Origin of the sequence: Rubritalea profundi, assembly GCF_002954445.1 — a bacterium.
GTDB lineage: Bacteria > Verrucomicrobiota > Verrucomicrobiia > Verrucomicrobiales > Akkermansiaceae > Rubritalea > Rubritalea profundi.
Genome location: NZ_MQWA01000001.1, coordinates 2,402,331 through 2,427,678, shown reverse-complemented (window position 1 = coordinate 2,427,678; position 25,348 = coordinate 2,402,331). Strand labels below are relative to the sequence as shown.

Annotated in this window: 21 protein-coding genes; 6 read left to right on the top strand and 15 right to left on the bottom strand. The window is 50.0% G+C overall.

Features of this window, described 5'->3' with window-relative positions:
• Positions 1 to 109: 109 nt before the first annotated feature.
• The 7 genes from BSZ32_RS10530 to ftsH form a co-directional block, all read right to left on the bottom strand.
• Positions 110 to 1,621: an IS91 family transposase gene (locus BSZ32_RS10530; protein WP_105043372.1), complete on the bottom strand. Its 1,512-nt coding sequence runs from the start codon at positions 1,619 to 1,621 to the stop codon at positions 110 to 112.
• Between the two features lie 716 nt (positions 1,622 to 2,337).
• Positions 2,338 to 3,396 (bottom strand): DUF2955 domain-containing protein, encoded by a 1,059-nt coding sequence (locus BSZ32_RS10525; RefSeq protein ID WP_105043371.1) that lies wholly within the window; start codon positions 3,394 to 3,396, stop codon positions 2,338 to 2,340.
• A gap of 12 nt (positions 3,397 to 3,408) precedes the next feature.
• Positions 3,409 to 4,527: an HlyD family secretion protein gene (locus BSZ32_RS10520; protein ID WP_105043370.1), complete on the bottom strand. Its 1,119-nt coding sequence runs from the start codon at positions 4,525 to 4,527 to the stop codon at positions 3,409 to 3,411.
• A 5-nt stretch (positions 4,528 to 4,532) separates the two neighbouring features.
• The gene (locus BSZ32_RS10515; RefSeq protein WP_105043369.1) at positions 4,533 to 5,201 is read right to left on the bottom strand and encodes a potassium channel family protein; all 669 of its coding nucleotides are present in this window, start codon (positions 5,199 to 5,201) and stop codon (positions 4,533 to 4,535) included.
• A gap of 3 nt (positions 5,202 to 5,204) precedes the next feature.
• Complete coding sequence (locus tag BSZ32_RS10510; RefSeq protein WP_105043368.1) at positions 5,205 to 6,758, bottom strand: efflux transporter outer membrane subunit; 1,554 nt, start codon at positions 6,756 to 6,758, stop codon at positions 5,205 to 5,207.
• A 14-nt stretch (positions 6,759 to 6,772) separates the two neighbouring features.
• Positions 6,773 to 7,873: an AI-2E family transporter gene (locus BSZ32_RS10505; RefSeq protein ID WP_105043367.1), complete on the bottom strand. Its 1,101-nt coding sequence runs from the start codon at positions 7,871 to 7,873 to the stop codon at positions 6,773 to 6,775.
• A 251-nt stretch (positions 7,874 to 8,124) separates the two neighbouring features.
• The gene (ftsH, locus tag BSZ32_RS10500) at positions 8,125 to 10,584 is read right to left on the bottom strand and encodes an ATP-dependent zinc metalloprotease FtsH (RefSeq protein ID WP_105043366.1); all 2,460 of its coding nucleotides are present in this window, start codon (positions 10,582 to 10,584) and stop codon (positions 8,125 to 8,127) included.
• A 204-nt stretch (positions 10,585 to 10,788) separates the two neighbouring features.
• Between ftsH and BSZ32_RS10495 the strand changes: the two genes are divergently transcribed.
• Both BSZ32_RS10495 and BSZ32_RS10490 read left to right on the top strand, forming a co-directional pair.
• A complete protein-coding gene (locus BSZ32_RS10495) occupies positions 10,789 to 13,797 on the top strand; it encodes an ATP-binding cassette domain-containing protein (protein WP_165788780.1) in 3,009 nt (1,002 codons plus the stop codon).
• A complete protein-coding gene (locus BSZ32_RS10490; protein WP_105043364.1) occupies positions 13,794 to 14,258 on the top strand; it encodes a hypothetical protein in 465 nt (154 codons plus the stop codon). Before BSZ32_RS10495 ends, BSZ32_RS10490 begins: the two co-directional genes overlap by 4 nt.
• Positions 14,259 to 14,331: 73 nt before the next feature.
• Here BSZ32_RS10490 and BSZ32_RS10485 read toward each other — a convergent pair whose 3' ends face one another.
• From BSZ32_RS10485 to BSZ32_RS10470, 4 genes are all read right to left on the bottom strand, one after another.
• Complete coding sequence (locus tag BSZ32_RS10485) at positions 14,332 to 15,066, bottom strand: DUF481 domain-containing protein (RefSeq protein WP_105043363.1); 735 nt, start codon at positions 15,064 to 15,066, stop codon at positions 14,332 to 14,334.
• A 347-nt stretch (positions 15,067 to 15,413) separates the two neighbouring features.
• Entirely contained in the window at positions 15,414 to 15,647 is a 234-nt protein-coding gene (locus BSZ32_RS10480) for an MGMT family protein (protein WP_105043362.1), read from the bottom strand.
• A 36-nt stretch (positions 15,648 to 15,683) separates the two neighbouring features.
• Positions 15,684 to 17,636: a M48 family metallopeptidase gene (locus BSZ32_RS10475; RefSeq protein WP_105043361.1), complete on the bottom strand. Its 1,953-nt coding sequence runs from the start codon at positions 17,634 to 17,636 to the stop codon at positions 15,684 to 15,686.
• Between the two features lie 47 nt (positions 17,637 to 17,683).
• Positions 17,684 to 18,277 carry a LemA family protein gene (locus tag BSZ32_RS10470; RefSeq protein WP_105044832.1) on the bottom strand — a complete coding sequence of 198 codons (594 nt, stop codon included), beginning with the start codon at positions 18,275 to 18,277 and terminating at the stop codon, positions 17,684 to 17,686.
• Positions 18,278 to 18,481: 204 nt separating this feature from the next.
• On the opposite strand from BSZ32_RS10470, the gene arsS reads away from it, so the two are divergent.
• Positions 18,482 to 19,441, top strand: a complete 960-nt coding sequence (gene arsS, locus BSZ32_RS10465) for an arsenosugar biosynthesis radical SAM (seleno)protein ArsS (RefSeq protein ID WP_105043360.1) — start codon at positions 18,482 to 18,484, stop codon at positions 19,439 to 19,441.
• A 57-nt stretch (positions 19,442 to 19,498) separates the two neighbouring features.
• Positions 19,499 to 19,939 (top strand): 23S rRNA (pseudouridine(1915)-N(3))-methyltransferase RlmH, encoded by a 441-nt coding sequence (locus BSZ32_RS10460; RefSeq protein WP_105043359.1) that lies wholly within the window; start codon positions 19,499 to 19,501, stop codon positions 19,937 to 19,939.
• Positions 19,940 to 19,943: 4 nt separating this feature from the next.
• Here the strand turns inward: BSZ32_RS10460 and BSZ32_RS10455 are convergent, their stop codons facing one another.
• From BSZ32_RS10455 to BSZ32_RS10440, 4 genes are all read right to left on the bottom strand, one after another.
• Positions 19,944 to 21,179 (bottom strand): competence/damage-inducible protein A, encoded by a 1,236-nt coding sequence (locus BSZ32_RS10455; RefSeq protein ID WP_105043358.1) that lies wholly within the window; start codon positions 21,177 to 21,179, stop codon positions 19,944 to 19,946.
• 50 nt (positions 21,180 to 21,229) lie between these two features.
• Positions 21,230 to 22,705: a PP2C family protein-serine/threonine phosphatase gene (locus BSZ32_RS10450; RefSeq protein WP_105043357.1), complete on the bottom strand. Its 1,476-nt coding sequence runs from the start codon at positions 22,703 to 22,705 to the stop codon at positions 21,230 to 21,232.
• Between the two features lie 24 nt (positions 22,706 to 22,729).
• Complete coding sequence (locus BSZ32_RS10445; protein ID WP_105043356.1) at positions 22,730 to 23,287, bottom strand: STAS domain-containing protein; 558 nt, start codon at positions 23,285 to 23,287, stop codon at positions 22,730 to 22,732.
• A gap of 96 nt (positions 23,288 to 23,383) precedes the next feature.
• A complete protein-coding gene (locus BSZ32_RS10440; RefSeq protein WP_165788779.1) occupies positions 23,384 to 23,848 on the bottom strand; it encodes a hypothetical protein in 465 nt (154 codons plus the stop codon).
• 95 nt (positions 23,849 to 23,943) lie between these two features.
• On the opposite strand from BSZ32_RS10440, the gene BSZ32_RS10435 reads away from it, so the two are divergent.
• Entirely contained in the window at positions 23,944 to 24,441 is a 498-nt protein-coding gene (locus tag BSZ32_RS10435; RefSeq protein ID WP_105043354.1) for a Fur family transcriptional regulator, read from the top strand.
• Positions 24,442 to 24,579: 138 nt separating this feature from the next.
• A complete protein-coding gene (locus BSZ32_RS10430) occupies positions 24,580 to 25,323 on the top strand; it encodes an AraC family transcriptional regulator (protein ID WP_105043353.1) in 744 nt (247 codons plus the stop codon).
• The last annotated feature ends 25 nt before the right edge of the window (positions 25,324 to 25,348 follow it).

Here is a 25,348-nt window from a genome sequence, read left to right as displayed (position 1 = left end):
AGTCGATTCGTTGTCTTCACTGGGGCTCGTGGACGCAGTTTTCCCGAGCCGCTTGGTCAAAAAAGGGCGTTTTTTGACAGCGGTTGTTCTCGAGCCCCTATGGGCGGAGTCAGGAATCTTCGAGGATCAGGGTAAGGCCATCGCCGAGCGGGATTTCGGTTGGTTGCCAAGCGGGACTTTGGTCATACTGTCTGGAATCATCCCCTACAGGCTTCCTTTCCTGGTTGAACCATTTCAGGTCCGGCTCGTCGTCGGGGATCCATTCCTTGATGGCCTGCCACGGTGGCTCGATGGGCTCCATGGTGTCGATATCGAAGGGCGGCGGTGGGCGGGGAAGATGGATGATACCTTCCCAGAGGCCGTAGAGGCGGAGGAAGAATTCGATTTCCTCGGGGCGGAGGAAGGTTCGGACGGGTTTCATGATGCCCTTACAGCAGGGGCACTGGAGAGGGTCGCCACCCCAGACTTTGAGGATGAGGTCGCGCCAGAGGGGGCGCATGTCGCGGGCTCGGCGTTTAGGAGGTGCGGGGATGAGGAGGATCTGGGTGGATGTTGGAGGTTTGGAGGGAGGCTTTGGTTGCTGTTGGGGCGGGGTGATGGTGGTGAAGCTGTCAAGCGGGGCGAGACCACGGGATTTGTTGGAATAGATGCCGTAGTAGCGGACAGTTTGCTGGCCCTTGGGCGGGAGGTGGTCGATGGCGGCGGCGATAAAGTCGGGGGCTTTGAAAATCTCGAAGTTGCGCTTGGTGTTGTGGTGGCGTTTGGAGCGGTAGATGACGGTTTTGGTGGTGGCGTTCCAGGTGATTTTCTGGAGGGAGAACGGGTAACGGAGGAGGTATTGGGCGAGGCGTTCTCGGCCTGCGGTGTCGTGGGGGGCTATGATTTCCTCGCCCCCGTTGTCGATGTTGAAGCCGGAATGTTTCCAAGAGAGCAGGTGGGCAAGTCTCTTGGGGCTAATGAGTCCGGCATCACGCAGGGCGTGGAGGAAGCGGTGGCGGAAGAGTTCGATGGCGGGAGCAAGGTCTTCGGCGGGCATACAGTGGAAAGTGCCGTCGGGGGTGAAGAGTCCATCGGCGGCTAGGATATGGAGGTGGGGGTGGAAGATGAGGTAGTCGCCGAAGGTGTGCACGGCGGCGACGGCTCCGATGCGTCCGTCCGGGAGGTCAAGCTGGGCGCGGAAGGCGTGCTGGAGGGAGCTGGTGGCGATGTGGAATAAGTGGGTGAGGAGGTGGCGGCGCTTACGGAAAATGCCACGCAGGACTCTGGGGATGGTGAAGACGAATTGCCGGTGCGGGACATCATGGCAGACGCAGGCGGCGATCCATGAGCTGGTGCTTCGGACACGGCGCTGGTGGCAGGCGGGGCAGAAGTGGCGGCGCTTGCAGGTGAAGGCGAGCAGTTTTTCGTGACCACAGTCCGGGCACTGGAAGCGTGTGAAACCGGCGGCGAGGTCGCCGCAGCGGAGGAATGATTCGACGGTGGCTATGGTGCCCGTGCGAAGCGGGCCGAGGGTTTTGCGGTGATGCTGCTCGTAATCTGAGAGAAAGTCATTCCAGCCGTGGTGGACAATCTGCCAGAGGGGCGAGGCGCGTGGGCGGCGGGGCTGGTAGATGGACGGCATAGCATATGTTCATACGAACAATTCCTATGCGGGTCAAGTTGGAGACGAAAGCTTCGTTTATCCTGATGATTTGTATTTTGGTGGGATTGCTTTCCTGGTTGAACCAGTTCAGATCCGGTTCGTCATTGGGGGATCTATTCCTTGGTCAGCATCGACAACGACCCGCATTTCAGCCAGTGCCATCCATCGGTCTCGCATATCCACTGGAGCAGTCGCCCGGTAGTGAATAGTATCGTACGTTGGTCAGTAACATCAGCGAGGGGAAAGATTACACCCGCCAGACTCTCGACAAAACCGAGTTCATCGAGGGAGGGACGGTGGTCTCTATTACTCTGTCCGCGAAATTTGTAGACTCGAATCAAAAGCAAGGATGGGGTCGAATATTTGTTCGATAATAACTCACATTCCGGCGATAAATAAAGTGGATGATTGGGCTTCTGACTATTGCTCGGTCCCCATATATATTCTGCCCATATATAACAAAACTAAGACTTCCTCATTCAGTGGCGAGGTCTGAAGCCGTTACCGAGACCGCCGTTGAGTTTGTCCCAGATGACCATGTTGCGGTACTGCATACCTGAGCGAAGGCAGGGAATGGATCTCCCTCGTAGGGCTGGACCATGGGGCCCACGGGTCATCTGCGGCGAGCCGTGGGTTGAGCAATGCGGCCTGCTCGTTGGGTCGCTGCGCTCCAATGAATAATTCTGTTGCCGGACTCAGCTAGCGGTGAGCCGTCCTAGTTGCCACCAGCGCTTGCCAGCTTTACGCTTATGGATGCGGTGTTCGATGACGACGATGGCGAGGATGCAGAAGAGTCCAGCGAACAGGACCTGAGCGATGCGTAGGTAGAAGTTAGAGCTGGCGCTGGCGCTGGCCCCCCCTCCTGTAGATGAGCCTAGCAATATGAGAAAGGTGGTGAAACCAGACGCCCACGCTGCGGAAGATGGTTTTCCTTCCATGATTTTTCGGCTGAAAATGAGAGCTATGGCGAAGCAGAGAACGAGCAAGAACCAGAACTTCGGAACGGCCACTAAAAGGTTGAACGCGATAATGACAGCCACGCCTCCGATAAGACAGGCCTTGGTATTCGCAGTCATCACTTTGATGCTGGCATTGGTGTTGGGAGATCCAGCCATCATGCAAATATAGATCATCGCCAGCGAATACTGGACTAGGTTGAAGCTATAAAAGATCAAAATAGCCGACGTGGCTACAATGGTAGAAACGATGGCAAGTCGCGCACGTTCTTCTCGCGACGGGATCGGCTTGGGCGCAGGCCGTTGTGGTTTGGGCGCATTCGGGTCCACTTTTGCCATCGAGTTTGGCATCAGCATATGAAAGAGCCACATGAAAACTAGGCCCGTTAGCATGTTCACTAACAAGTAAAACGCGATCATGTGAGAGGCCGCCGCAGCCTGCAGACCTATGATTGGCACCATTGCCACACCCATTGTCATGAAAATAGTCGCCAGCGGCGGAGCCTTGGCGTCATTGTAGAAAATGTAAAAGAAGATCAAGGCATACAGAGGCACGCAGACCAAGGGTAAGCGTACGAAGTACTCAGACACGACTAACCCCAAGAGTAAACCAACGCCAAGACGACGGACAATCGCTAGAGCGTTTTTCCAACCAATCCAGGGCAATGGCATGGAAAGGAACATGGCGACAAAAAGTGGCGCCATGTAGGCTAATGGCCAGTTGACACCATAGCACAATGCTACCGAGGCAGTTACCCCGGTACTCAAGCGAAGAGCTCTCACATTAGCTAATGTCATGCTATCGAGATGTTAGTAAACGTGGGAAAGGAAACTGATCACACGGATCCAAACTTTGCCCACTTCATTGAGGACGGAACTGTCACCGGTGTAGATGATCACATTGGCCTGACCACCTGCGCGTAGAAATCCCTTTGCTTGCTCTTTTTCGAAATCGATCACCACTGGGAAGTGCTGTGATTCCCGCAGCCACCCTTGAGTTGTCTTCACGGTGGTTAGTCCACCCATCTGGTTGTTAGTATCATCAGAAACACCCCACCCAACACTACGGATAGAACCTGTGAATACCTGACCAGGAGCAGCATCTAACACAATCTCTACCGGGTCACCATTGTCGATATGCGCCAAGCTATTCTCACGCATGTCTGCCTGGATCCAAACTTCCTTGATCGAAATGAAAGTCATTATCGGCGCTCCCGGACTAGCGTAATGTCCTACATCAATAGAAAAATTAGTAATCACTCCATCCGATGGGGCAACGATGGTTGCTCTCGCTAGGTCGAGCTGGGCATTTTCTAGGTTTGTGAGAGCTGATTTCACTTTGGTGTTATCATTGCCTGCTGCACCTCGGTTGCTTTTCGCTTTTACGAGCTCAGACTTTGCGCTGGCAAGCTTAGCTTCACTAGCGACAATTTTCGAACGAGCATCATCGGCACGTGACACGGATGCGGCACCTTGCTCAGAGAGCTTGATGATCCGCGCGCCTTTGACCTTTGAGTTCTCGAGGTTTGCTTCAGCTTCCGCGACCTTGGCCTGCGCAGTCGAAACACTCGCGACATCCGCATCTGATGCTTGGCCCGCTTGTTGCAGATCGACTTCGGCTTGGCGCACGGCTAATTGGTATTTCTCAGAATCAACTTCGATGAGTTTATCTCCTTCTTTTACAACCTGATTATTGGTCACATAGACCTTTGATACACGTCCAGAGACTTCGGCTGCTATAGGTACTACGTAGGCTTCCACGCGGGCATTCGCAGTGTAGGGAACGTATTTATCACTCAGGACATGAGCACAAAAGAGCACCACGAGCATAAACACTGTGAAGCGTGTCCAAAACTTGATTGGGTCACGTTTTTTCTTTTCTTTTCCCTCCACTGTCGGAGTGGATGAATCGTTATTTTCGTTCGACATAATCTTTAATGTTCTTTTTCTACCACTTTTTGACGGAGTGGTTTGCCGTACATTCCCACCAACCAGGCAACGAGTACTGCTGTGTAAAACTGGCCAATGATTGCTTCCATCTGGCAGAGTGAGGCCGCCCCTAGCGACTGTGGTGTGATATCGCCATACCCCAATGAGGTCAGAGTGACTAAGCTAAAGTAATTGAACACATGGACTTTCACCCCTTCGAGTTCGACTAAATTTCCGCTAAATGCTGACTGATCTAGAGCGAATATTAGATGGTAAGCACTGCCCCAGAGCAGGCCTATAATCAGGTAGATACACAGACTTCCAGCGATCACCTCTCCATCGATTTTCTTCGCCTTCAGTAACTGCTTCAAAAATGAAACGAGCACGAATGCGTAAAATCCAACAAACAAGGCAAGAGCCCCTTCCTTGACATACTGGATAGTACTGAGTTCAGCTAACCAATGTAAGATGAGAGCGGGTACGAGCCAGATGACAGCAACCGATCGTTTGCTCCCATTCCCCGTTTGGAGAGCAGCAAGAATCAACGCGACAGAAAGCCACAAATGCATTCCTTTGGCGGCGATGGTTCCGGGCGGAATAAATGGGCTGACTACAATGTAAGTAACCAGAGAGACCAACAACCTGCCGAAACCTTTTTTAAATCTATTTTCCATCTATTACCCTTTTGCGGATGATTCACTTACTTGGATTGGCTCAGGCACATCAAGGAATTCCCCCCAATTCGTGCGCTTCATCATTTTCTGGCGAATTTCTAATGGTAATGCTTCTTCTCGGTCACGCATTTCCCAACCACCGCCGAGCGCTTTATACATGGCAATAAAATCGGTCGCGATGGTGCCTCTCACAGAGGCGTATTGATCCTGCTTCTGGGTGAGTGAGCGGATCGAATCTAGAACGCGCTGATAGTCTGTTAGACCATCTTTATATTGGATCATAGAAATTTCAGTGGCGCGCTTTGAGCTATCCACCCCTTGTCTGAGAAATTCAGCTTCTTTCTTGGTATGGACGAATCCAGTCATCCCGTCTTCCACTTCTCGTGCAGCATTCAAAACTGTATTCTGGTAGGCGGTAATCGCCTGTTCAAAACGAGCATCCTCCACTCTCACCTTATTTCTGATGCGCCCATAGTTGAGGATATTCCATCGGAATGTCGGGCCGAAGGTGAAGCCTACATTGTCACTATTAAATACATCGTCTAATGAGGCGCCAGCAACATCAGTGGCACTACTTCCTAAAAACCCAACGAGAGTAAAACTCGGATACAAATCTGACTGGGCTATACCAATCTGTGAGCTTTGAGCGAGCGCTATCATCTCGGCGCGTCGTATATCTGGACGGCGGCGCAACATCTCAGCCGGAACTCCTACAGCAACCTTGACTGGAGCTTTCGGGATTCCTTTCCCCCCTTTGACTAAGGTCCTAATCGTGTCTGCATCCTTGGCAACTAGAACTCCCAGAGCATTATGCAGCTTATACAAAGTCGCTTGGAAACGTGGTATTTGTGACTGAGTATTCACGAGTAATGTCTTTGCTTGGAGCACATCCAACTCAGTGACCGTTCCCGCTTCAAACTGGAGCTCTACAATCTTGAGAGACTCGGTTTGCAGCTCAGCATTCTGTTGCGCTAAATCAATACGCTCTTCCAGAGTACGTACATTGACATAAGCCGTTGCTACTTCAGCCGTCAGTGAGGTCAAAATGTCATCGAAGTCGGCGACATCAGCTAACAGGCTAGCGTCAGCGGAATCAATTGACCGTCTAAATTTACCCCAAAAATCTAACTCCCAAGCGGCATCAAAACCAAAGGAAGTTGAGTTAAGGTTCTGTCCAGTACCACCAGGATTACGAACCCTCAAGAAGTCGCCACTAGCAGCCTGACTTTGCGGGAACATATTTCCTTGGGAAATACCTAAAATTGCACGTGATTCAAGAATCCTCAAAGCTGCCGAACGCAACGATAAGTTCTGAGTGTATGCTGTCTCAACTAAAGTATTGAGCTTAGGGTCGTTAAATTGCCTCCACCAAGAGAGATCAACCTTCGACTTTGCCCCCCGCGCCAGACTGGAATCTTTCACATCCCAAGCCGGTTGAATCGGAGCCACTGGCTCAATATACTCAGGCCCAACCATGCAACTCACCATCAAGGTTGGCAAAGCCAACGCAGAGAAATTGAGGCCTAGTTTCTTCGAATTCTTAAATTGATCACGCATCAGAATTACTCAGTTTAAGCTTCCGCCACAGTGTCCTCAAGCACAGGGTCAGCAGACTTCTCGTTCACCCAAGCAATGAAGACAGCGTAGGTGATAGAAAGGATCACCGCACCTAAGAAGAGACCAATGATACCTGACATCATCATGCCACCAATCGCACCAAGCAAGATGACAAGCATTGGGGTATCCACGCCACGCGCCATAAGCACCGGCTTCAGTACTCCATCACTGGCTGATACCAATAAAGCCCAAATAAGGAAAATTACCGCAGGAGTTGTGTCGTATTGAGCAAAACCATAGGCTGCAATCGGCCCGAGAATAATAATAGGAGGAAGCTGCACAATGGCACAAACAAGGATCAACACGCCCCACACTCCAGCACCTGGAATACCCATCACCACCATTCCTAGAGTTCCTAGTACTGCCTGAATCACGGCAACACCAATGACGCCTGACATAACACCTCGAATGGTTGCTACCGTTAGCTTGGCGAACTCTTCGCCGCGCACAGGGTCAAAGCTTCTGATGACTTTGCTGGTGACTGCGTAGCCTTTACTCGGATTGATCAGTAATACACCCGCGATGATGAAAGAAATAACAAATTGGACCAAACCTCCCATGCCAGAACCAATACTCGCAACTAATTTAGTGGCCACATCTTGGGCTAGAGGTGCCGTGGCGACGATCGCCCCCTTCAGGTCATGCGCGGCCATATCCCAGATATCGCTCACCTTTTTCCCGACAACTGGAATTTTAGCCACTTTGTCTGGTGCTTCTGTTATGAAGTTAGCCTCATTATTTTTAAGGTCGCCAGCCACTTCCTGAACCACTTCCAGTGAAGAACTCGCCAGCATGACAACTGGAATAACTAACACTGCTACAGCTACTAAACTAAATCCGATGCTCGCGGTCTTACGTCGACCACCTAACATCTTTGTCAGCTTATTAATCATTGGGTTGAATGCGACAGCAATGATGATCGCCCATATGACAGGCAGCACAAACGGCTTAATGATGTTAAAGGATAAAACGAGAAGTATGCCGATAAGGAACAGCTTGGCAGCAACATCGATAGCGTTTTTGACAAATAGATTGTCAGATTCAGAAGGGTTCATGTGGAGTAATTTTTGTGATTTTATTAGACTTTGTTAGAAAAAACTAACAAATGCCGAACCCTTCTATAGACATAGATCACAGATCTCACAAGATCATTCTTGAGTATGGAGCACGTCACGAACTTACTGATTTCTAACTAAATCACCATTTAGATAGAGCCAAAAGTTACCTCCACCTAACAGCCACTCCTTATCACAAACGGGAGAACGAACACAAAAAAACGGATGACTCACTCAAAGCAAGTCACCCGTTAGAAATCATTAGTACCTTTCGGTAAATTAGGCTGGGGCGCTACAGCCTCAGGAGCGAGCGGATCGCCATCTTCAGTGTCCTCAACTACTTTTTTAGGGGTTGGATTAGCCAGCGACGGTGCCATTGGTGGCTCAGGGGGAGTCGGGTCGCTCGGTGGGTTTTCCATTTCTCCTTTGTGTAAGAGATCTGTGATTTGTTCACCATTCAGAGTCTCGTACCGAATCAATGCCTTGGCGATCAATTCAAGAGAATCGCTATGAGCCTTGAGCATTGTCATCGCACGCTCGTAGGCCTCATCTATGAAATTCTTGATTTCAAAATCAATCTTCCGCGCTGTCTCATCAGAATAGCTTTTCGCCTCACCTAGACCCTGGCCTGCGTTGGCCAGGCCGTATTCTACCATGCCTAGTTCGTTGCTCATTCCCCACTCACAGACCATGCTGCGTGCGGTACTGGTTGCCTGGCGGATATCGCCCATCGCTCCGTTAGTTGGATTGCCAAACTTAATTTCTTCAGCAACACGTCCACCCATGGTAACGCAAAGATAGTCGATCATCTCAGCACGGCGGTAACTAAATTTGTCTTCCGTAGGAAGGAACATCGCCATACCAAGCGATGGTCCACGTGGAATAATCGTCACTTTGTGGAGCGGATCAGTGTGCTCACAAAGGACATTAAGGATCGCGTGACCAGCCTCGTGGTAGGCTGTATTTTCCTTCTCTTTATCGGAAAGTGCCATTGATCGACGCTCTCGTCCCCAGCGCACTTTGTCTCGCGCCTCTTCCATCTCGACGACTGTCACTTCACTCTTCCCAGTACGGGCAGCAAGAAGCGCAGCTTCGTTCAGAAGGTTCGCCAACTCAGCACCAGAGAAACCAGAGGTTCCTCGAGCTATAATTCCTAGATCTGCACCTGCAGCTATCTTAATTTTCTTGGCGTGGACTTCTAAAATTTCCTTACGCCCCACCACATCGGGAAGAGAGACTCGTACTTCGCGGTCGAAACGACCGGGACGGAGCAATGCAGGATCGAGAACGTCTGGACGGTTCGTCGCAGCGATGATGATCACACCTGAGTGCGCATCAAACCCATCCATCTCGACAAGGAGAGCGTTCAATGTCTGCTCGCGTTCGTCATTTCCACCGCCGACTCCCTGGCCACGATGACGGCCAACAGCATCAATCTCATCAATGAAGATAATACATGGGGAATTCTTTTTGCCCTGCTCGAACATATCGCGCACACGGCTGGCTCCCACACCTACAAACATTTCAACAAAATCAGAACCACTGATGGAAAAGAACGGCACTTCAGCTTCACCTGCAATAGCACGTGCAAGAAGAGTCTTTCCGGTACCTGGAGAACCTACCATTAGAACACCTTTCGGAATGTTCGCCCCGAGCTTTTCGAACTTTTTCGGAGCTTTGAGGAAGTCCACGATTTCGTAGAGTTCTTCTTTCGCCTCGCTGATACCGGCAACATCCTTGAACGTCACGCCACTCTTCTCAACGGAAAGAAGCTTCGCTTTGCTTTTACCAAAACTCATTGCGCCTTTTCCAGCGTTCTTCATTTGGAAGCGGAACAGGAAGAACAGCAGGCCTACGATCAAAAGAATAGGAAGCAACTGGATTAAAATCATCCCCATAGTATTGCTCTCTGGGCTGGTTCTCGCGGATTCTAGAATGCTGCGCTCAGCTTCGGTGATCGCGAAGAGGTTCACCTCAACACTGAACTTTTCATACTTAGCAGCTTCTTTCTTATCGCCTGCTTTCTTTGGCCATTCTTTGCGCACACCTTGGAGGACTGCGTCATTGCTGTTCGCCGTTTTATAAAGCTTTAGAGCTGTGTCTCCGGAAAACACCACCTCATCTAGCGCCAACAACTTTCGGAGTTGTTTGAGTGTTATATTTTCAGAATCTGCGCTGGAGGAAAGTTCAGGAGCCACCTCGAGCGGCACATCATACTCACGGCGAAGACGATCCACGGCACGTTCATCAAGGCTCGTATCGAGCGCTACTCTGAAACTCTTAAGATCAGGAGTTGTACCCTCCATATCGCGGTATTCGGTGACATCGATCCATCCTTTAACCTGACCAGAAGTGGTTGAATCTTTGGTCACGAACTTGAGCTGGCTGTCAGGTTGGAGCTTATAAATCTCATTCAACTTTGTCAGATACTCAGATTTACCGGCGCCAGTCTTATCTTGGATACCTTTGACGGCGGGCAAAGTGGCTGGGTCTAGAAGGACCTGCTCGCTTTCAAGAGCTTTTCTGAACTCTGCAAAATCGATCTTCTTTTCCTTGCCGTCATTGTTGCTCATATAAGCCACAACCAAAACACCCAGTGCGAGTGCAAAAAGTATCATAACTCTCCAGTTTGGCCCTTTTACCTGTGGTGGCTGGCCATTTTTTGGAGCTTTAGGTTCCGGAGTTTTTTCGGGTGGTCGTTGTTCTGACATATTAAATCTTTCGGGTGCGGGTAATCAGGTTAAACTGTAACCCATAATGCTTTCGCGAGAAGGTAGTACGGGATTCAGAAAAATAAATCCTTTTTTCTGTCGGCTTGCCATTAGTTAGATATGCGTGCACGATCTCTTGTAGTGAAACTGTCCCCGCAATCAAGTGATCATAAAGGAAAATCGCGATTCTTCAAGGCTCCATCGATGATAAAAGGCTGGAGCCGTAAGGCTCCACAAGGTGCGCCTTTGGCGGCATCACTCGTCGAGGTCTTTGCCGCATTCGTTTCGCTGGATGGTCGGGTGGACACGACCGAAGCTGAAGTCGCGCTCGATTTATTACGCCACGCATTCCCAGAGGCCGACCACCACTGGCTAGCTCGCCGATTACAAAAGGCATTGCGAACTCCACAGAGCACCGTTTCTCTCGCCAACAAACTCGCCGTACAACTCGAATACGAAGGCATCGTCTCGCTAGGGCTACAGCTTTACTTACTCGTCGAGGCATCCTCTAGGCGAGATCGAGGCAAACGTGCATTTCTCGAATTCTTCCAGCGGCTCGATGGCCACGACCTAGGAGAAATCATCCTCAAGGAGCTAGAAGAGGGTTACAGCGGCAGTAAAAAACTGCCATTCACTCGGCTCACTTTCTCCTCCGCAGATTTTGCCGATGTCCAACTGCCTGAGTCGACTGACAATTATGCTTTCCGCGTTTATCAGTCTGGCGAAGTGATCATAGCCCGCAATACTGGCGGCCAATCTCTCTGGCTCAGTGGGTCGAGCATCGTCCCTGGAGGCATCATTCGAATGCGCTCTCACCAGCGTATCATGCTGCCCAACTGGACGATATCATTCAACGATCTCAACTTCTTCCTCAACTACAAGCGCACCCTCCAGCCGCGCGTGCTCTTCATCAACGAGTCAGCCAACGGCCTAATGGCTGAGCGCAGTAGAACGCGCCTCTCAACCATCCGTATCGATTTCGGTACTAATGCCCAAATCACAGCGATTCGCCCCACTCAAATCAAAGCTGGCGAGGAAGAACTTGTCGTTGATCAAACGGTTCACCGGAGTTTTCACGATGTTCTGCGATTGGGAACAGGGTCACAAGTCGATCTTGAAAGCATTCGCAACCAAGCGCTCGAAGCTGGTGGTCGATTCCGCCTAAGCCGCGAGAAGCAAACCTGTCTCGTCTCCAATGACCCCTCAGTCATAGGTAAGGGCGACCTCTTGATCTCCCCCAACCTCGCTGGGAAGATCACCATCAAGATTACATACGACCCTGACACATCAGTAGGTGAACTGGAAATAATCGAATCCGAGCGAGCATTACTGATGAACAACCAAGCCGTACGCAGCGGCTCAGTCTTGATGGATGGTTCGGTTATTCGTCTCAGCGCCAGCCAAGCCGTGCGCTGCCGGTTTTCTGAAGGATTGATTGATGAAGAACGCACTGTCATCCAAGAACTTCACCTCGACGGCATCAGCCACCGCTTCACCCGACACATGACAGCACTCGATAGCATCGACTTTAAAATCATGCGCGGAGAGATGCTTTGCATCATGGGCCCATCTGGTTGTGGTAAATCGACTTTACTCGCCACCATCGCGGGACAGCTCAAGCCCGATCGTGGTCACGTGCGCTTCAATGGCATTTCTCTCTATAACCACCGGTCCAGGCTAGCCCCTTTCATCACCTTCATGCCGCAAGAAGAGGCTCTCAACCCTCATCTAACTGTCCGCGAACATTTGATGCACGCCTGCGCCATCCGCCGGCCTCACCTCGCTAACCAAGAGCACACACGTAGGGTCAATAGCATTCTTGCAGAGCTCGCACTCGAACCTCTCGCAGAGCGCACCGTCGGCTCAGCTGGGGACAAGACAATCTCTGGAGGTGAACGTGGCAGACTCAATTTGGGACTAGATCTCGGCTCGGCTGCAGAAATTTTCCTCTTTGATGAGCCCATCTCAGGACTATCCTCAAAGGATTCTGAGCACGTTGCCGAATCACTCCGAGCGCTCGCGCGGGATAAGATTGTCATCGCATCACTCCACCGTCCAGGCGCCTCAGTTCTCTCACTTTTCGACAAGGTTCTGCTTCTCGACAAGGAAGGAAAAGTGGCCTATTTCGGCAGCCCTGTAGAAATGGCCCGCTATTTTGAAGAAGCCAGTCTCGAATTTAATATCCCCACTTTGAACAGAACCGACGGAAGTATAGGCTGCTTCAACGGAGCCGACTTCGTGTTCGATGTGTTAGAAACTCCACTTCACGGTTCAGCTGGAGCAAACGAGTCCTCCTCATTTGCCCGGCGCTTCCCACCTGCATTCTGGCAAGAACGTCTAGAAAGCCACCGCTTGATTCAGAAAGTCACCGAACAAAACAACCAAGTCCAAACCCAACTCGGTGACATGCCTCGGGCCGAGGACAACATGCCAGTCCCAGTTCCCCGCCCACGTCGCCCTCAAGATTACTGGAGACTCTTTCGGACCCACCTCAAGCGATCACTTTTAGCAAAATTCCGTAACCGCGGCACATTCTATTGTACGATTCTGGAAGCGCCTTTGCTGGCATTCTTGATTGCTCTAACACTACGAGCTTCGGCCGAGGGTAAATACGAATTCGCGACTGGCTTGCACATCGTCACCTACCTCTTTCTCTCTGTGACAGTAGCCATGTTCTTAGGTCTAACAAATAGCGCTACAGAGATCTTACGTGATTTACCCGTACTGCGCCGTGAGCGCAATACCCGCTATGGCACAGGCCTCTACATCTCTGCCAAGTGCACTACGCTCACCTTGCTAGCATGTATTCAATGCGCCATCTACGTCTCGATTGGTCACTACTTTCTCGAGATCAAAGAAATGTGGTTCACCCACTGGCTCTGGATGAGCTCCACAGCGATCACTGGAACGGCAATGGCTATGCTGATCTCCACCGTTGTAAAAAATGAACGTGCAGCCCTCTCGTCCATTCCACTTTTGTTAGTCCCCCAGCTCTTACTCGCAGGTGCATTGGTTCCTTTCGGAGAAATGAACCGCGGTCTCTTTGTCGGAGGCGATGAAGCGCGTGAAAATGGCGCCGAGCCAGTGCCCGCCATGTTTATGCCTCTTCGCTATTCCTTCGAAGGTATCATCTCGCTCAAGCCACAGAAAACCCCTTCGAAAAGGAACGTCGCCGCATCCAACAGCGCATCGAAGTTCTTAAGAAAAAAGTGATCCCAGCTGATGACACAAAAGAAGAAAATTTCCTTACTGATGATGAGGCCCGGCGGATCAAGATTCTAACATCCGGCCTCACAAGGCTCTATGCCGCGGAAGCTCTCGATCAAGATGGAGCGGCCACACTCTCACACAAAATAACCAATGTCGCGCTTCACGGTAGCATGGAAGAGCTAGAAGCCATGGAAATCTATATTGGTGATGAAAACGAGTCCGAGCCAGTCCAATCGTACTTCCAAAACACTCGGACGGAACTTCTAGTGCGCCGCGCTGAAATCAACCGAGTCGACAGATGGGCGGAGCGAGACAGATCCCTCTTCCTAGCAGAATGGAAATTCTGGTTTGGCCACAAGATTTCCTCCACCTTTTGGTGTAAATTAGTACTCGCTTCGGTCTCGATTTTCAGCCTGATCGTAGCCACAATCATCGTCACCCGATGGAACCGTAAGGTCAGCTAGAGGATCCTCCAGTAATATAAAAGGCGACACCTCGCTGGATATCGCCTTTATATAAACAGTCTACGCGTAGCGATTAGAACTTATAAGAAAGTCCCGTGATCAGCTTGAGATCATTCTCCTCTTTACCTGCTGCAGGCCTACTCTCGTAACGATCTTCAAAGCTCACTTTGAAAGCGATCGTCTCCGTAATTTTCGTTTCAATACCCATTTCGAACTCGATGCGGTAGTCCTCGAGATCGTCCAATCTAGGAGAGAATGCGAGACTCTGGTAGAACTTAGCGTTCTCATTGAACTTGTGCTCGAAGTGCTGATCAAACAATCCATTGAGATAAGTGGTGTTACCCAAACCTTTATCCTCGGCAGTAATACCCAGACCTAACTCAGTCGAGAAAACCGTGGTTTCTGTATCCACCCAATAATAACCGTAGGTTGCATTGAGAGAGAATCGGTAGTCGATGTCAGCAAAGGTGTCGCGGCGAGCATCAACTCGTAGCCCAAAAAAGTTCTTTCCGGAATACGCGTGTTTCCAAGTGGCTTTCCCAAGAATCTCATCCTGAGTTGCAGCAGACTCCTCTTCACCATACTTGTAACTTGCACTACCAAAATAGGCATCTGGTCCATCCTTTTTTTCGGTCTGCAAGCCGAAGCGCAGCAAGAGATTGTCCGTGTTTCCCTTTGATAGGCTAAGCCCAAAGTCGACACTATTCTCCCACTGGCTCTCGTTCTCCACTATTTCTTCCTCAGCCATGGCTGGGGCCATTACCACCACGCCCGTAATTAGAGCTGGTATCACATATTTTTTCTTCATCGCTTATTTCTCATTCTTTTTGAGAACGCCAACATTAACGATGAACTTTCATATGTCACGCGCAATTCTGAGAGCTCAGAACCATAGATCCATAGAGATCGGATTGTTTCTTCAAGAACAATACAAACCGACCTAGGTAAACAAAAAGTACGCAGATGATTTCAAATAGTGATCTAAAGGCACTCGAGAAGAAGCAATGCCAGAGTCAGCCATGCTAGTGACAAAGCTGCTGGAAGCACGCTTATCCCCACTAAAGTTCGATCATCCTACCCGAGTCTAACAAACATCCAGATGGATCAACCTCCACTCCCTCAGCAGCAAGTAATTCTCTTTTACGCTGCACCTCTTCACCCTCCACTTTCCCCATGTATCCGGCGAATCTTCAACTGTGAACTAATCACTCGGTGACACGGCACTTCTGCCGCAAATGGATTGCGCTTCAGCGCCTGCCCCACCGCCTGTGAAGAACCACAGCCGACATGCTTTGCCAGTGATTTATAAGTCGTCACGGGTCCCTTTGGTATCCCAGAAGTCGCCTCATAGATTTGTTGTTCAAAGGCTGTTGGATTCCGTGTTTCCATAGTTCTACTATAGATAAAGCTCTCGTTGTTAGCAATTCACCTCTTCACGAATGGGGGAATGGTCGCTCCCATGGTGTCTGCAACGGCGCGTAGTAACTCAGCCTCGTGGCTGCCAAGTACGCCATCTGACATCACTGCCAATCCACAAGCATGGAGTACATCACGTTTCATAATTGGGGTCGATTCAGCTAACCTCCGCAGAGCGTCTTCTACCAAATGCAGTCCACATTGGTCAGCGGGAAGTATGCCTGACAGCTTCGATCCATTCTCGGACAATGCTCCTGCAGCTGCGGCATAAGCACTCTCCAGATCCTCACCGCTAGAGGCACCCACTCCCGCCATCGTCGAGATCAAGACATTGAGACCCGAGTTGAGCTGGCTGAGCTTATGGTAACGTACGCGGGGCGACTTTGCTCCCTCGAAATGTGATGATAGATGATTCTCTAACAATTTTTGTAACATGAACTCAAAGATATCGACATGCCCATCGCTTGCGATCAGCCATTGAGTCGCATGGATAAAGCGCTCGTATTCGGGATGGGACAGTTTCCGCAGTGTGGGGATGGACAGATCAATCAGCGCAATTTTCTGCGACGAATGCTGCGCAAGCAAAACATCACTCCACGACTGAGCACGTTCAGCCGCGGCATCGCCCATCTTCTTTTTCAAAAATTTCACCTCACTTGAGCGCAATTTTCTATCACTAGCGAGAAGTAGACCAAACAGCATCGACTGCGCCTCATCTCTATCGTGACAAGCGTCCATCCAACTTTGCTCTAGGCTTTGGAGGATTGCTGAACCCACCTCGATACTCGTTTGCGACATGTCACCGAGTTTATCCCATTGCTCGCGTTGGACATGAACTTCCGTTGGCTGAGCGTGACTCACAGCACCTCCAGAAAATCCACTCATGCGGCTGTCAGTTGGATGCGCCTGAGAGCCCACTTCTGGAATCTCCGAGTCCTTAAACTCACCATCCCAGTCAGCCTCTATCGCCTTGATCCTCACATCTAACGGTGGATGGGTTGCAAACCCGTAGGAAAACATTCCTCCATCAGCAAAAAACATGTGGCTAGCCTCAGAGGCCTTGCCAGCTTTCACTTCCGAGCCATATTGCTGGCCGCCTATTTTCTTCAAAGCCCCAGCTATACTAGCCGGGTCTCGGGTAAATTGAACCGCTGAAGCATCTGCTAGATACTCACGCTGGCGTGAAATCGCAGCTTGAATCATCCGCGCGAAAAATACGCCTATAGAGCCAACGACTAACAAAGCAATCGCTGCGATCAATCCGATCAGCGCACCATTGTTATTCTCGCGACTACGGCGCATACTCATAAACTGCATGTGAAACATCAGTTGTCGTCCGATGATAGAAAGCATCATTATACCAAACAGCCAACCGATTAGCCGCATGTTCAGCTTCATATCCCCATTTAAAATATGACTAAACTCATGGGCCATCACCCCCTGCAGCTCAGAACGGTTCAAGCGCTGGATACAGCCGCGGGTCACTCCGATCACTGCATTCCCAGGCTCAGTCCCAGCTGCAAAAGCATTGATCCCAGTCTCCTGATCCATCACCCATATTTCAGGAACTGGCACACCTGAAGCGATCGCCATTTCCTCTATCACATTTACCAGCTTGCGCTCATCAATATCCGTGGTGTGTGGGTCGACTTGCCGCCCACCCATGTCACGCGCCACCACAGCGCCGCCGCCACTGAGTTGAAAAGATTTAAAAACATTGCCAGCGAGGATCACACCAGTCGTCAGAACGGTGACAGTCACAAACCTCTCTAAGTCCCAAAATACCCCCTGCTGCTGCATAAGGTTCCCTGCAGCATCCACCATCGCAACAGTCTGGCTCATATAATACAATCCAAGGATCGCATAAATAGCCAACACCACCCCCACAACCGCCAACACAAAGTAGCCAATCAGCCACTTCGTACGACGCCGCGCATCATCTTGAGCTTCGTAAAAATTCATTTAATTGATCACTGAAATCTAGCAACTTAACACTCCGTAATAGGCGCCTAAAACTCCACCTTCACAGCTTCGCGCTCGCTTGGGTCGGAGACCTCGAAGAGAATAGCGTCGTTAAAGTTGAACATGCCGGCGATGATGTTAGTCGGAAAGGTTTCACGCTTCGTATTATAGACCGTCACCGCGTCGTTGTAGGCTTGGCGGGAGAACCCCACTTTGTTTTCAGTAGAAGTGAGTTCCTCAGTCAGCTGCATCATGTTCTGGTTCGCCTTGAGGTCTGGGTACGACTCAGACAGAGCAAAAAGATTTCCGAGCGATGCCCCCAATGCTCCTTCTGAAACCATGAGATCCTTCATATTCGAAGCATCATCAGGGCTCACGTTTTTTCGCGCGCTCGATGCCGAATTCCGGGCAGTGATCACAGCCTCCAGAGTTTCGCGCTCATGGGACATGTACTTCTTTGCTGTTTCCACAAGGTTTGGGATCAAATCGTAGCGACGCTTGAGCTGGACATCAATTTGGGCGAAAGCATTTTTGTAACGATTACGCAGCTTCACCAATCCGTTGTAGGCTCCCATCACCCACAAAAGAGCTAACACGAAAAGAGCGGCTACGATGAGCAAGGTAATGACCACCCCGCTCATTGCGAGAGTTTGAATAAAGAATGAACTAAGCATGGATTTAAAGTAATTGGTTTTGAATATTTCTCAAGTGTAACCCTCATACAGTCAGACAAGTTTCGGCAATTGGCGATTATAAAAAGTAGAGCTCTCTGTAATACGCGGCCAGCAACCTTGACACGGCCAAGTAACTTCCATCATAACTCATAGATCCTATCACCGAAATCCATGAACACATTCGACAAGGCACTTGCTGCTGCCCACACCCCGCTCACCCGCAGCGCACCTGAGATTCTCCAGCTCAACATCGGTAAACTCTGCAACCTCACTTGCGTTCATTGCCACGTCAATGCCGGCCCCAAGCGGAAAGAAATCATGGACCGCCAGACGGTGGATCGTATTCTTGAGTGGTTCGAGAAGACCGACATTCCCACTCTCGACCTCACGGGCGGAACCCCAGAGATGATCCCAGACTTCCGCTACCTAGTAGAAAGTGTCAAAAACTTTAAGAAACCTCGCACCGTGATGACCCGGCTCAATGCGACCATCATAGAAGAACCAGGCTACGAATGGATTCCCGCATTCCATGCAAAGCACAAGATCACTATCATCGCCTCCATGCCTTGCTACTCGCCAGACAACGTCAACGAGCAGCGTGGTGAAGGAGTCTTCGACGCCTCTATCAGCGCCTTTCAGAAACTCAACGCCGTCGGTTACGGCCGCGACCCAGAGCTTGAAATCAATTTTGTCTACAACCCTAACGGAGCCCTCCTGCCTCCTGAGCAAAAAGGCCTAGAAGAAGACTATAAGATAGAAATGAAAGAGCATTTCGACATCGATTTCAACTCGCTCTACTGCATCGCCAACATGGCTATCTCCCGTTTCTCCTCCTATCTCAAACGCAACAAGCAACTAGAAGAGTACAACCAACTCCTCAGGGAATCCTTCAACCCGACTACCGTCGACGGACTCATGTGCCGCAATACCATCAATGCCTCTTGGCTCGGAGAAGTCTTCGATTGCGATTTCAACCAGATGCTCAAAATGGGCATCAAAAACGGTGAAGACGTCCTCCACGTCTGGGACATCGACCCCGCTACCTACCAAAATATTCCTATCCAGACAGCCAACCATTGCTTCGGCTGCACCGCCGGCTCAGGCTCCTCCTGCGGCGGGTCACTGACGTAAGGAAGTGATCAGAAAAAAGACTTTATCCTCCACACTTTTTCCTTTTTCCTATCCCCCATGAACCACGAGATCATCGTAGCCGGTAAACCTTCCCTTAAATACGCAAAGGACGGCACTGCCGAGTACCTCAAACGGCTGACGCGTTACGGTAAATACAAACTCACTCACATCAAAGACGGCTCCAGCGAAGATGTATCCAAGCGGCTTTACGAGGCCAGTGAAGGCACCATCCGAGTGGTTATGGACGAGCGTGGGGCCACTCCGACCACCCAAGAACTCGTCAAACTCTACAACAAGTGGGAAATGCGTGGTGTCAAAAACATCAGCTTTCTCATCGGTGCCAGCGATGGCCACACCCAACAACTACGTGATGACGCTGACTTCATCCTCTCTCTCTCAGCTCTCACACTGATGCACGAACTCGCATTAGTCGTGCTGCTAGAGCAAATTTACAGAGTCGCCACCATCAAACGAGGCGAGCCCTACCATCGCGATTAAAGACTCACTCAGAGCGAAGCTCCCTCCTGACTAAATCGAGGGCGCGCTGGGAGGCCATGAGTTTGAATGCTGCGCGGTCTTTGGGGTAAAAGGATTTCAGCGCGTAGGGAGTCTCCCCTTTCACGGCTATTCCCAGCCACACTGAGCCAACCGGTTTTTCTTCCGAACCACCGCCAGGGCCTGCAATTCCAGTCACTGACACTGCAATGTCAGCTCCACTCGTCTCTAGAGCTCCTTGCGCCATAGCACGGGCGACTTGCTCGCTTACTGCGCCGTGAGTGTTGAGTAAATCTTCGCTCACCCCGATGACATCTCGTTTCGCTTCATTGGCATAGGTCACGAATCCATGGGTGAAGACTTCGGATGCACCAGCCACGTCTGTGATACGACTAGCTACCGCTCCGCCAGTGCAGCTCTCTACTGTTGCTAGATTCCATTTTTTAGCGGCTAACAAATCGACCACGACTTTTTCTAACAAACTTCCATCATCGCTAATCAATTTATCAGGATAGGTATTCGTCACGAGTGTTCGTGCTGACTCGACTGCTGCGTGTGGGCCTATCAAACGAAGATCCACCTCCGAAGGACGCGCGCAATAACCAACCTCTAGACCGGCAATCGCATTCAGAGGACTATCGAGCGCCTCGTGGAAATCACTTTCTCCAATTCCCGTGAACTTCATTTCCACCATCTCGTGATCATCCGAGAGTTCAGCTAAGGCTTTAAGCCGATGCGGCACTTCTGCATGATACATAGGATAAAGCTCGCGCGGAGGTCCGGGTAAAAGGAAGACAGCACAAGGCGAGCCCTTGCCTAAACGAGGGGGCAGGTAGACTCCTGGCGCCGTGCCGTTGGGGTTTGGCAAGACTTCAGCACCACAAGGAATCATCGCCTGCTTTAGATTAGAATCAGCCATGTACTTATCTAAGTTCTTAAAAAACTCCACCACCACGCGCAGAGCATGTTCATCCTCTATCAAATCAATTCCCATGGCCTCGGCCGTCGCCTCGCGGGTGAGATCATCGCTGGTAGGCCCTAAGCCGCCAGTCACGATCAGTACATCTGCACGCTCGATGGATTCTTTAATAGCCTCACGTACAGGCTCACCATCGGGAACTGTTGTTTGTCGCTGCACCCTGAGTCCCAGCTTTATGAGCTCCTGACCAATCCAGGCACCGTGGGTATTTTGGGTAGTGCCTAATAATAGCTCTGTGCCAGTGTTTAGAATCTCGATATGCATACGCTAAAAATAGCACAGCTTAGGACTTCAGCGACAGAGAATTTACCAAACTATCGCTTCTCTAGAGCGATCATAGTGATGTCGTCAGACTGCATTGCATCACCGACAAAAGTGTCGAGCGACTTCAGCATCGATGCCACCACATTTTCGGCACCTAATTCTGCAGAACTCTTAATCACATTGATCATGCTGTCGGCACCAAATTCATCCTCAGCGTGGTTACGCGCCTCGGTCACTCCATCGGTGTAGAGCAACATCACATCGCCAGGCTCTAACTCAAATTCATAAAGCTTGGTCACACGGTCAAAAACATCACCATCATCAAGACCGATAGCTAGGCCTGGAGGCTTGATCCACTCGATCACCTTAGTCGACTTTCTCAAAAGTGGCGCTTTATCGTGGCCAGCACGCACTAACTGCACTTTACCGTTGGCCTCATTGATCACATAGAGAGCCATGCTAATAAATGAGTCTTCGCGAATATCGTTAAACAGTTGACGATTGAGTTGGCTCACGACCTTTAGAGGATCAGACTCACGGGTCAGCTCTGAGCGGAGCACACTACGACACATCGCCATCAGCAATCCTGCGGCAACTCCCTTACCTGAAACATCTGCAATGACTATGGCCCATCGGCCTTCACCCAGAGCAATGTAGTCATAGTAGTCGCCACTAATCAAACGTGCAGGCCTATTGACTCCTTCTAGGCGATAGCCTTCGATCTGTGGTCGTTGCCGTGGCAACAAGACTTGCTGAACCTCTCTGGCTGTGCGCAGCTCGTTCACAATCTTGCGCTTCTCTCCAGCCTCTTGGTGGATCATAGCATTACCTAGCGCAAAGGCGGCCTGCTCACTCGCTGACTGGAACAACTCAAATTCACTTTCTGAAAAGGCCCCCTCTTCATGCTTACGAGCAACGGCCAACACACCAAGGTCACGTCCACCGTATTTCAACGGAGCTACAAGCGCTGAGACATTACCATGGTAATGGACAAACGCATCTCTGAATGCCTCATGATTTTTCACATCAGGGACCATCTGCGTAACTCCCGAAGCTAACACAGCCCCTAGCATCCCCTCCTCGTGAGGCACTTTACTCAGCTGGACATGGCTCTTCAGCGCTCTCACATCTCCATCCACCTTTTTTAAAACCTCCACTGGTAGTCCTATCAAGAGTGGGCATTTTTTAGAAATAGCTTTTGGCACCAAATGTTTGCGAGCTCTATCTAACAAATACAAAGCTCCACCACGTGAACTCACTACCGTGCTGATGCCATCCACAATCTCACGGTGTAATTTAAAAGCACTATGATCTTCCTCCAAGGCGATACCTAGTGTGTGTAGGAATTCGAACATCCGATGCTCCTCCCCCTCGATCACATGCTTCTGCTCTTCTGAGACATGCAAACGCTGACGCGTCTTCCGCCAACTAATCAGCAGTGAAAACAATAAAACAGTGGAGAACAATAAGCAGACAACCACAATCGTGTCGGTGTCGGAGAACAACTCGTCAATTTCAACTAACACTCTACTCACAACTTCACAAACTAGTTACTCTTCTGAAGGTTTATGACGTGAGAGTAACTCTGCCTCTAAACAGTCTAACACTGTAGAGAACTTCTCGCTGTTACTATCATCTGCATCACACAGTGTCTTATGCGCATCAAAAACGTGCTTCGTTCTATCAGTTGAATTGACCTGACCGTACTCAGTAAGTGATTTACGCATCGCTCCTTCTTGGCCACTCCATGATGGCGACTCTGGATTGATCTGCATCAATGAACTTAAACCCAGGTCGTCGAGAGCCTGGCTATTTTTTTTATCAGCTGACGTCACCTCGAGTATCCCACCTGAGGTTTTAATCAATCGCATAGCGAGACCTGCCATAGTCCCCATGAAAGTGGAGTCCATGCCGGTACAGTGCTCTAGGTCGATAACAACGTGAACGGTGCCTGACTTTAACTGATCATCAGCCCAAGCTTTCAGTTTAGGACTGTTCATGAAAGAGCCTTTGCCCTCACAACGCACCCATCCTAGGCCGTTTACATTACATGCAAGAATGATGTTGGAATTGCTCACTTTGGGAATCGCTGGTCTACCTGCCAGCATTAAAGTCATGGTAGCTTCTAAAGTGAACTCGTCAACTAATAGCGAGCTAAAAATACCATATTTCTGTCACAATTGTAACCAACGCCGCCCTCTCTATTATTCCCAAAGATAAGACTGCTCGGATGCCAACAGTTTGGCTCCAGAATACACCTCCACTCTCCAGTCTAAGACTCGTCCCTTTTTTTGATACAGTTCTCCAACAATAGCGAACTCGCAGCTACCTCTTGTCTCAGACTTAGCAAAATTTTCGATCATTTTGAGCTCTATGGTCCCTGTTGCCGCTTGGTGGTATTTAAAGACAACGCGTATGGGGTCCGTCACGGAATGCTGTCGCACGTCCCAATCTATCATATAATACTGCCCTTTTCTAGCCGCCATCTCAGATTGCGTGATAGCTCCTCTTAGGCGCTTTTGTTGTTCAGCGCGGACCACTTTATAATCACGCTTAACTCGCTTAGTATCCTTCAAATGGTAGGTTCTCACATCGACTTCACTCTTATGGGAAGCACAAGAAACGCTCAGAAGAATCGATGCTATCGCGAGAAAATGCAGTGCTCTCATAGCCATACTAACTAGACTAACTAATAAAAAAATCCAACTCCGAATGTTGCCAACAGCTGTTTAATCTGTAATTACTCGGTTTATCTCCTATCCGTATGCTCGCTGAAATCCACGAAAAACTCAATACCTTCCTAAAAGGGAAAGGCCTGCGTAGCACCCCTCAGCGCAACGCCATCATCGATATTATTTTTGAATCCGATGATCACTTTACGGCTGACGAACTATGGGAGCGCATTCGCAAGACAAACTCCAAAGCCTCCCGAGCCACCGTCTACCGCACTCTTGGACTCCTAGTCGAAGCCAACTTGCTATACGAGATTGATCTAGGTGAGGACACCAAGACCTACGACCCTAACTTTAACGACAAACCTGCACACAACCACCTCATCTGTATTGACTGTGGAAAAGTACTAGAGTTTGAAGATAATCACCTCGAACTTCTCAATGACTGCCTCACGCGCCGAATGGGATTTCGCCCCAAAAGCCAGTCAATCCGCATCGAGGCTAACTGCGAAGAACTCCGCACCAAGGGGTGTTGCCAGAACCTCATCCAAGCTAGGATTGCAGGTAAGCGACTTCCTAAGAAGCGCTAACCTAACAATTCCCCCATTTCGTGATTGCCTAACAATCCACTCTTCGCATAGAAGTCGTGCAGGCATTAACAATGCCTTTCGTTCTGCTGTTCCCCGACACCACACCAATGAGACACACTACTCCCAACAATCTAACAGATGAAAAACCTAACGTTTTTTTTAAAAAACCAACTTATAGATCACGGCGAGGGCCTTTTTGATCACCTCCCAGGATTCCTATACTTTGTCAAAGACACTAAGCTCAGATTTGTATCAGCCAATAGCCGCCTCGCGAAGAAACTAGGGGTCACCAGTCCTGAAGAATTACTAGGGAAAACTGATCAAAATTTTTTCCCCCCTGGTCAAGCCAACGCCTACGCCAAAGATGACTTGTTAGTCATCGAGACTGGCCAGCCAATGTATAACAAAGTCGAGCTTGTCCCACGCGGAAAAGGTTTTGTTGATTGGTCCACTACCACTAAAATCCCTCTCTTTAATAGTGAGGGCAAAGTCATCGCCGTAGCTGGAACCACGCGCCCTTTTTCGACTGGGACATCCGCCATAGACATCCACTCGGAACTCGGAGCCGCACTTAAAGCAATGCATGAGCGATTTGCCGAAAACGTCCGAGTCACTGAACTCGCTAAACTCGCGAACCTGTCAATAAGCGCCTTTGAGAGGAAGTTCAAGAAGCAACTCCACATGACTCCTAGGCAATACATTCGCCACCTTAGAGTCCATGATGCCTGTTACAAACTCAGCCACAGTGATGAGTCGCTCGCCGGAATTTCCGCAGCCTGCGGATACGTCGATCAAAGCCACTTCAGCAGAGAATTCTCACGCATCACCAATGAGACTCCTTTGCAGTATAGAAAAAGACATCGCGCAAAAACGACCAGTTAAATAATTCGCCGTTGCCGATTTTATA

Excerpts from the sequence above, each read along its gene's own strand:
- BSZ32_RS10440 (WP_165788779.1), bottom strand. The coding sequence starts at position 23,848 with ATGAGAGCACTGCATTTTCTCGCGATAGCATCGATTCTTCTGAGCGTT.
- BSZ32_RS10530 (WP_105043372.1), bottom strand. The coding sequence starts at position 1,621 with ATGCCGTCCATCTACCAGCCCCGCCGCCCACGCGCCTCGCCCCTCTGG.
- BSZ32_RS10480 (WP_105043362.1), bottom strand. The coding sequence starts at position 15,647 with ATGGAAACACGGAATCCAACAGCCTTTGAACAACAAATCTATGAGGCG.
- BSZ32_RS10460 (WP_105043359.1), top strand. The coding sequence starts at position 19,499 with ATGAACCACGAGATCATCGTAGCCGGTAAACCTTCCCTTAAATACGCA.
- BSZ32_RS10495 (WP_165788780.1), top strand. The coding sequence starts at position 10,789 with ATGATAAAAGGCTGGAGCCGTAAGGCTCCACAAGGTGCGCCTTTGGCG.
- BSZ32_RS10525 (WP_105043371.1), bottom strand. The coding sequence starts at position 3,396 with ATGACATTAGCTAATGTGAGAGCTCTTCGCTTGAGTACCGGGGTAACT.
- BSZ32_RS10475 (WP_105043361.1), bottom strand. The coding sequence starts at position 17,636 with ATGAATTTTTACGAAGCTCAAGATGATGCGCGGCGTCGTACGAAGTGG.
- BSZ32_RS10515 (WP_105043369.1), bottom strand. The coding sequence starts at position 5,201 with ATGGAAAATAGATTTAAAAAAGGTTTCGGCAGGTTGTTGGTCTCTCTG.
- BSZ32_RS10520 (WP_105043370.1), bottom strand. The coding sequence starts at position 4,527 with ATGTCGAACGAAAATAACGATTCATCCACTCCGACAGTGGAGGGAAAA.
- BSZ32_RS10430 (WP_105043353.1), top strand. The coding sequence starts at position 24,580 with ATGAAAAACCTAACGTTTTTTTTAAAAAACCAACTTATAGATCACGGC.
- BSZ32_RS10455 (WP_105043358.1), bottom strand. The coding sequence starts at position 21,179 with ATGCATATCGAGATTCTAAACACTGGCACAGAGCTATTATTAGGCACT.
- arsS (WP_105043360.1), top strand. The coding sequence starts at position 18,482 with ATGAACACATTCGACAAGGCACTTGCTGCTGCCCACACCCCGCTCACC.
- BSZ32_RS10505 (WP_105043367.1), bottom strand. The coding sequence starts at position 7,873 with ATGAACCCTTCTGAATCTGACAATCTATTTGTCAAAAACGCTATCGAT.
- BSZ32_RS10470 (WP_105044832.1), bottom strand. The coding sequence starts at position 18,277 with ATGAGCGGGGTGGTCATTACCTTGCTCATCGTAGCCGCTCTTTTCGTG.
- BSZ32_RS10445 (WP_105043356.1), bottom strand. The coding sequence starts at position 23,287 with ATGCTGGCAGGTAGACCAGCGATTCCCAAAGTGAGCAATTCCAACATC.
- ftsH (WP_105043366.1), bottom strand. The coding sequence starts at position 10,584 with ATGTCAGAACAACGACCACCCGAAAAAACTCCGGAACCTAAAGCTCCA.
- BSZ32_RS10435 (WP_105043354.1), top strand. The coding sequence starts at position 23,944 with ATGCTCGCTGAAATCCACGAAAAACTCAATACCTTCCTAAAAGGGAAA.
- BSZ32_RS10485 (WP_105043363.1), bottom strand. The coding sequence starts at position 15,066 with ATGAAGAAAAAATATGTGATACCAGCTCTAATTACGGGCGTGGTGGTA.
- BSZ32_RS10510 (WP_105043368.1), bottom strand. The coding sequence starts at position 6,758 with ATGCGTGATCAATTTAAGAATTCGAAGAAACTAGGCCTCAATTTCTCT.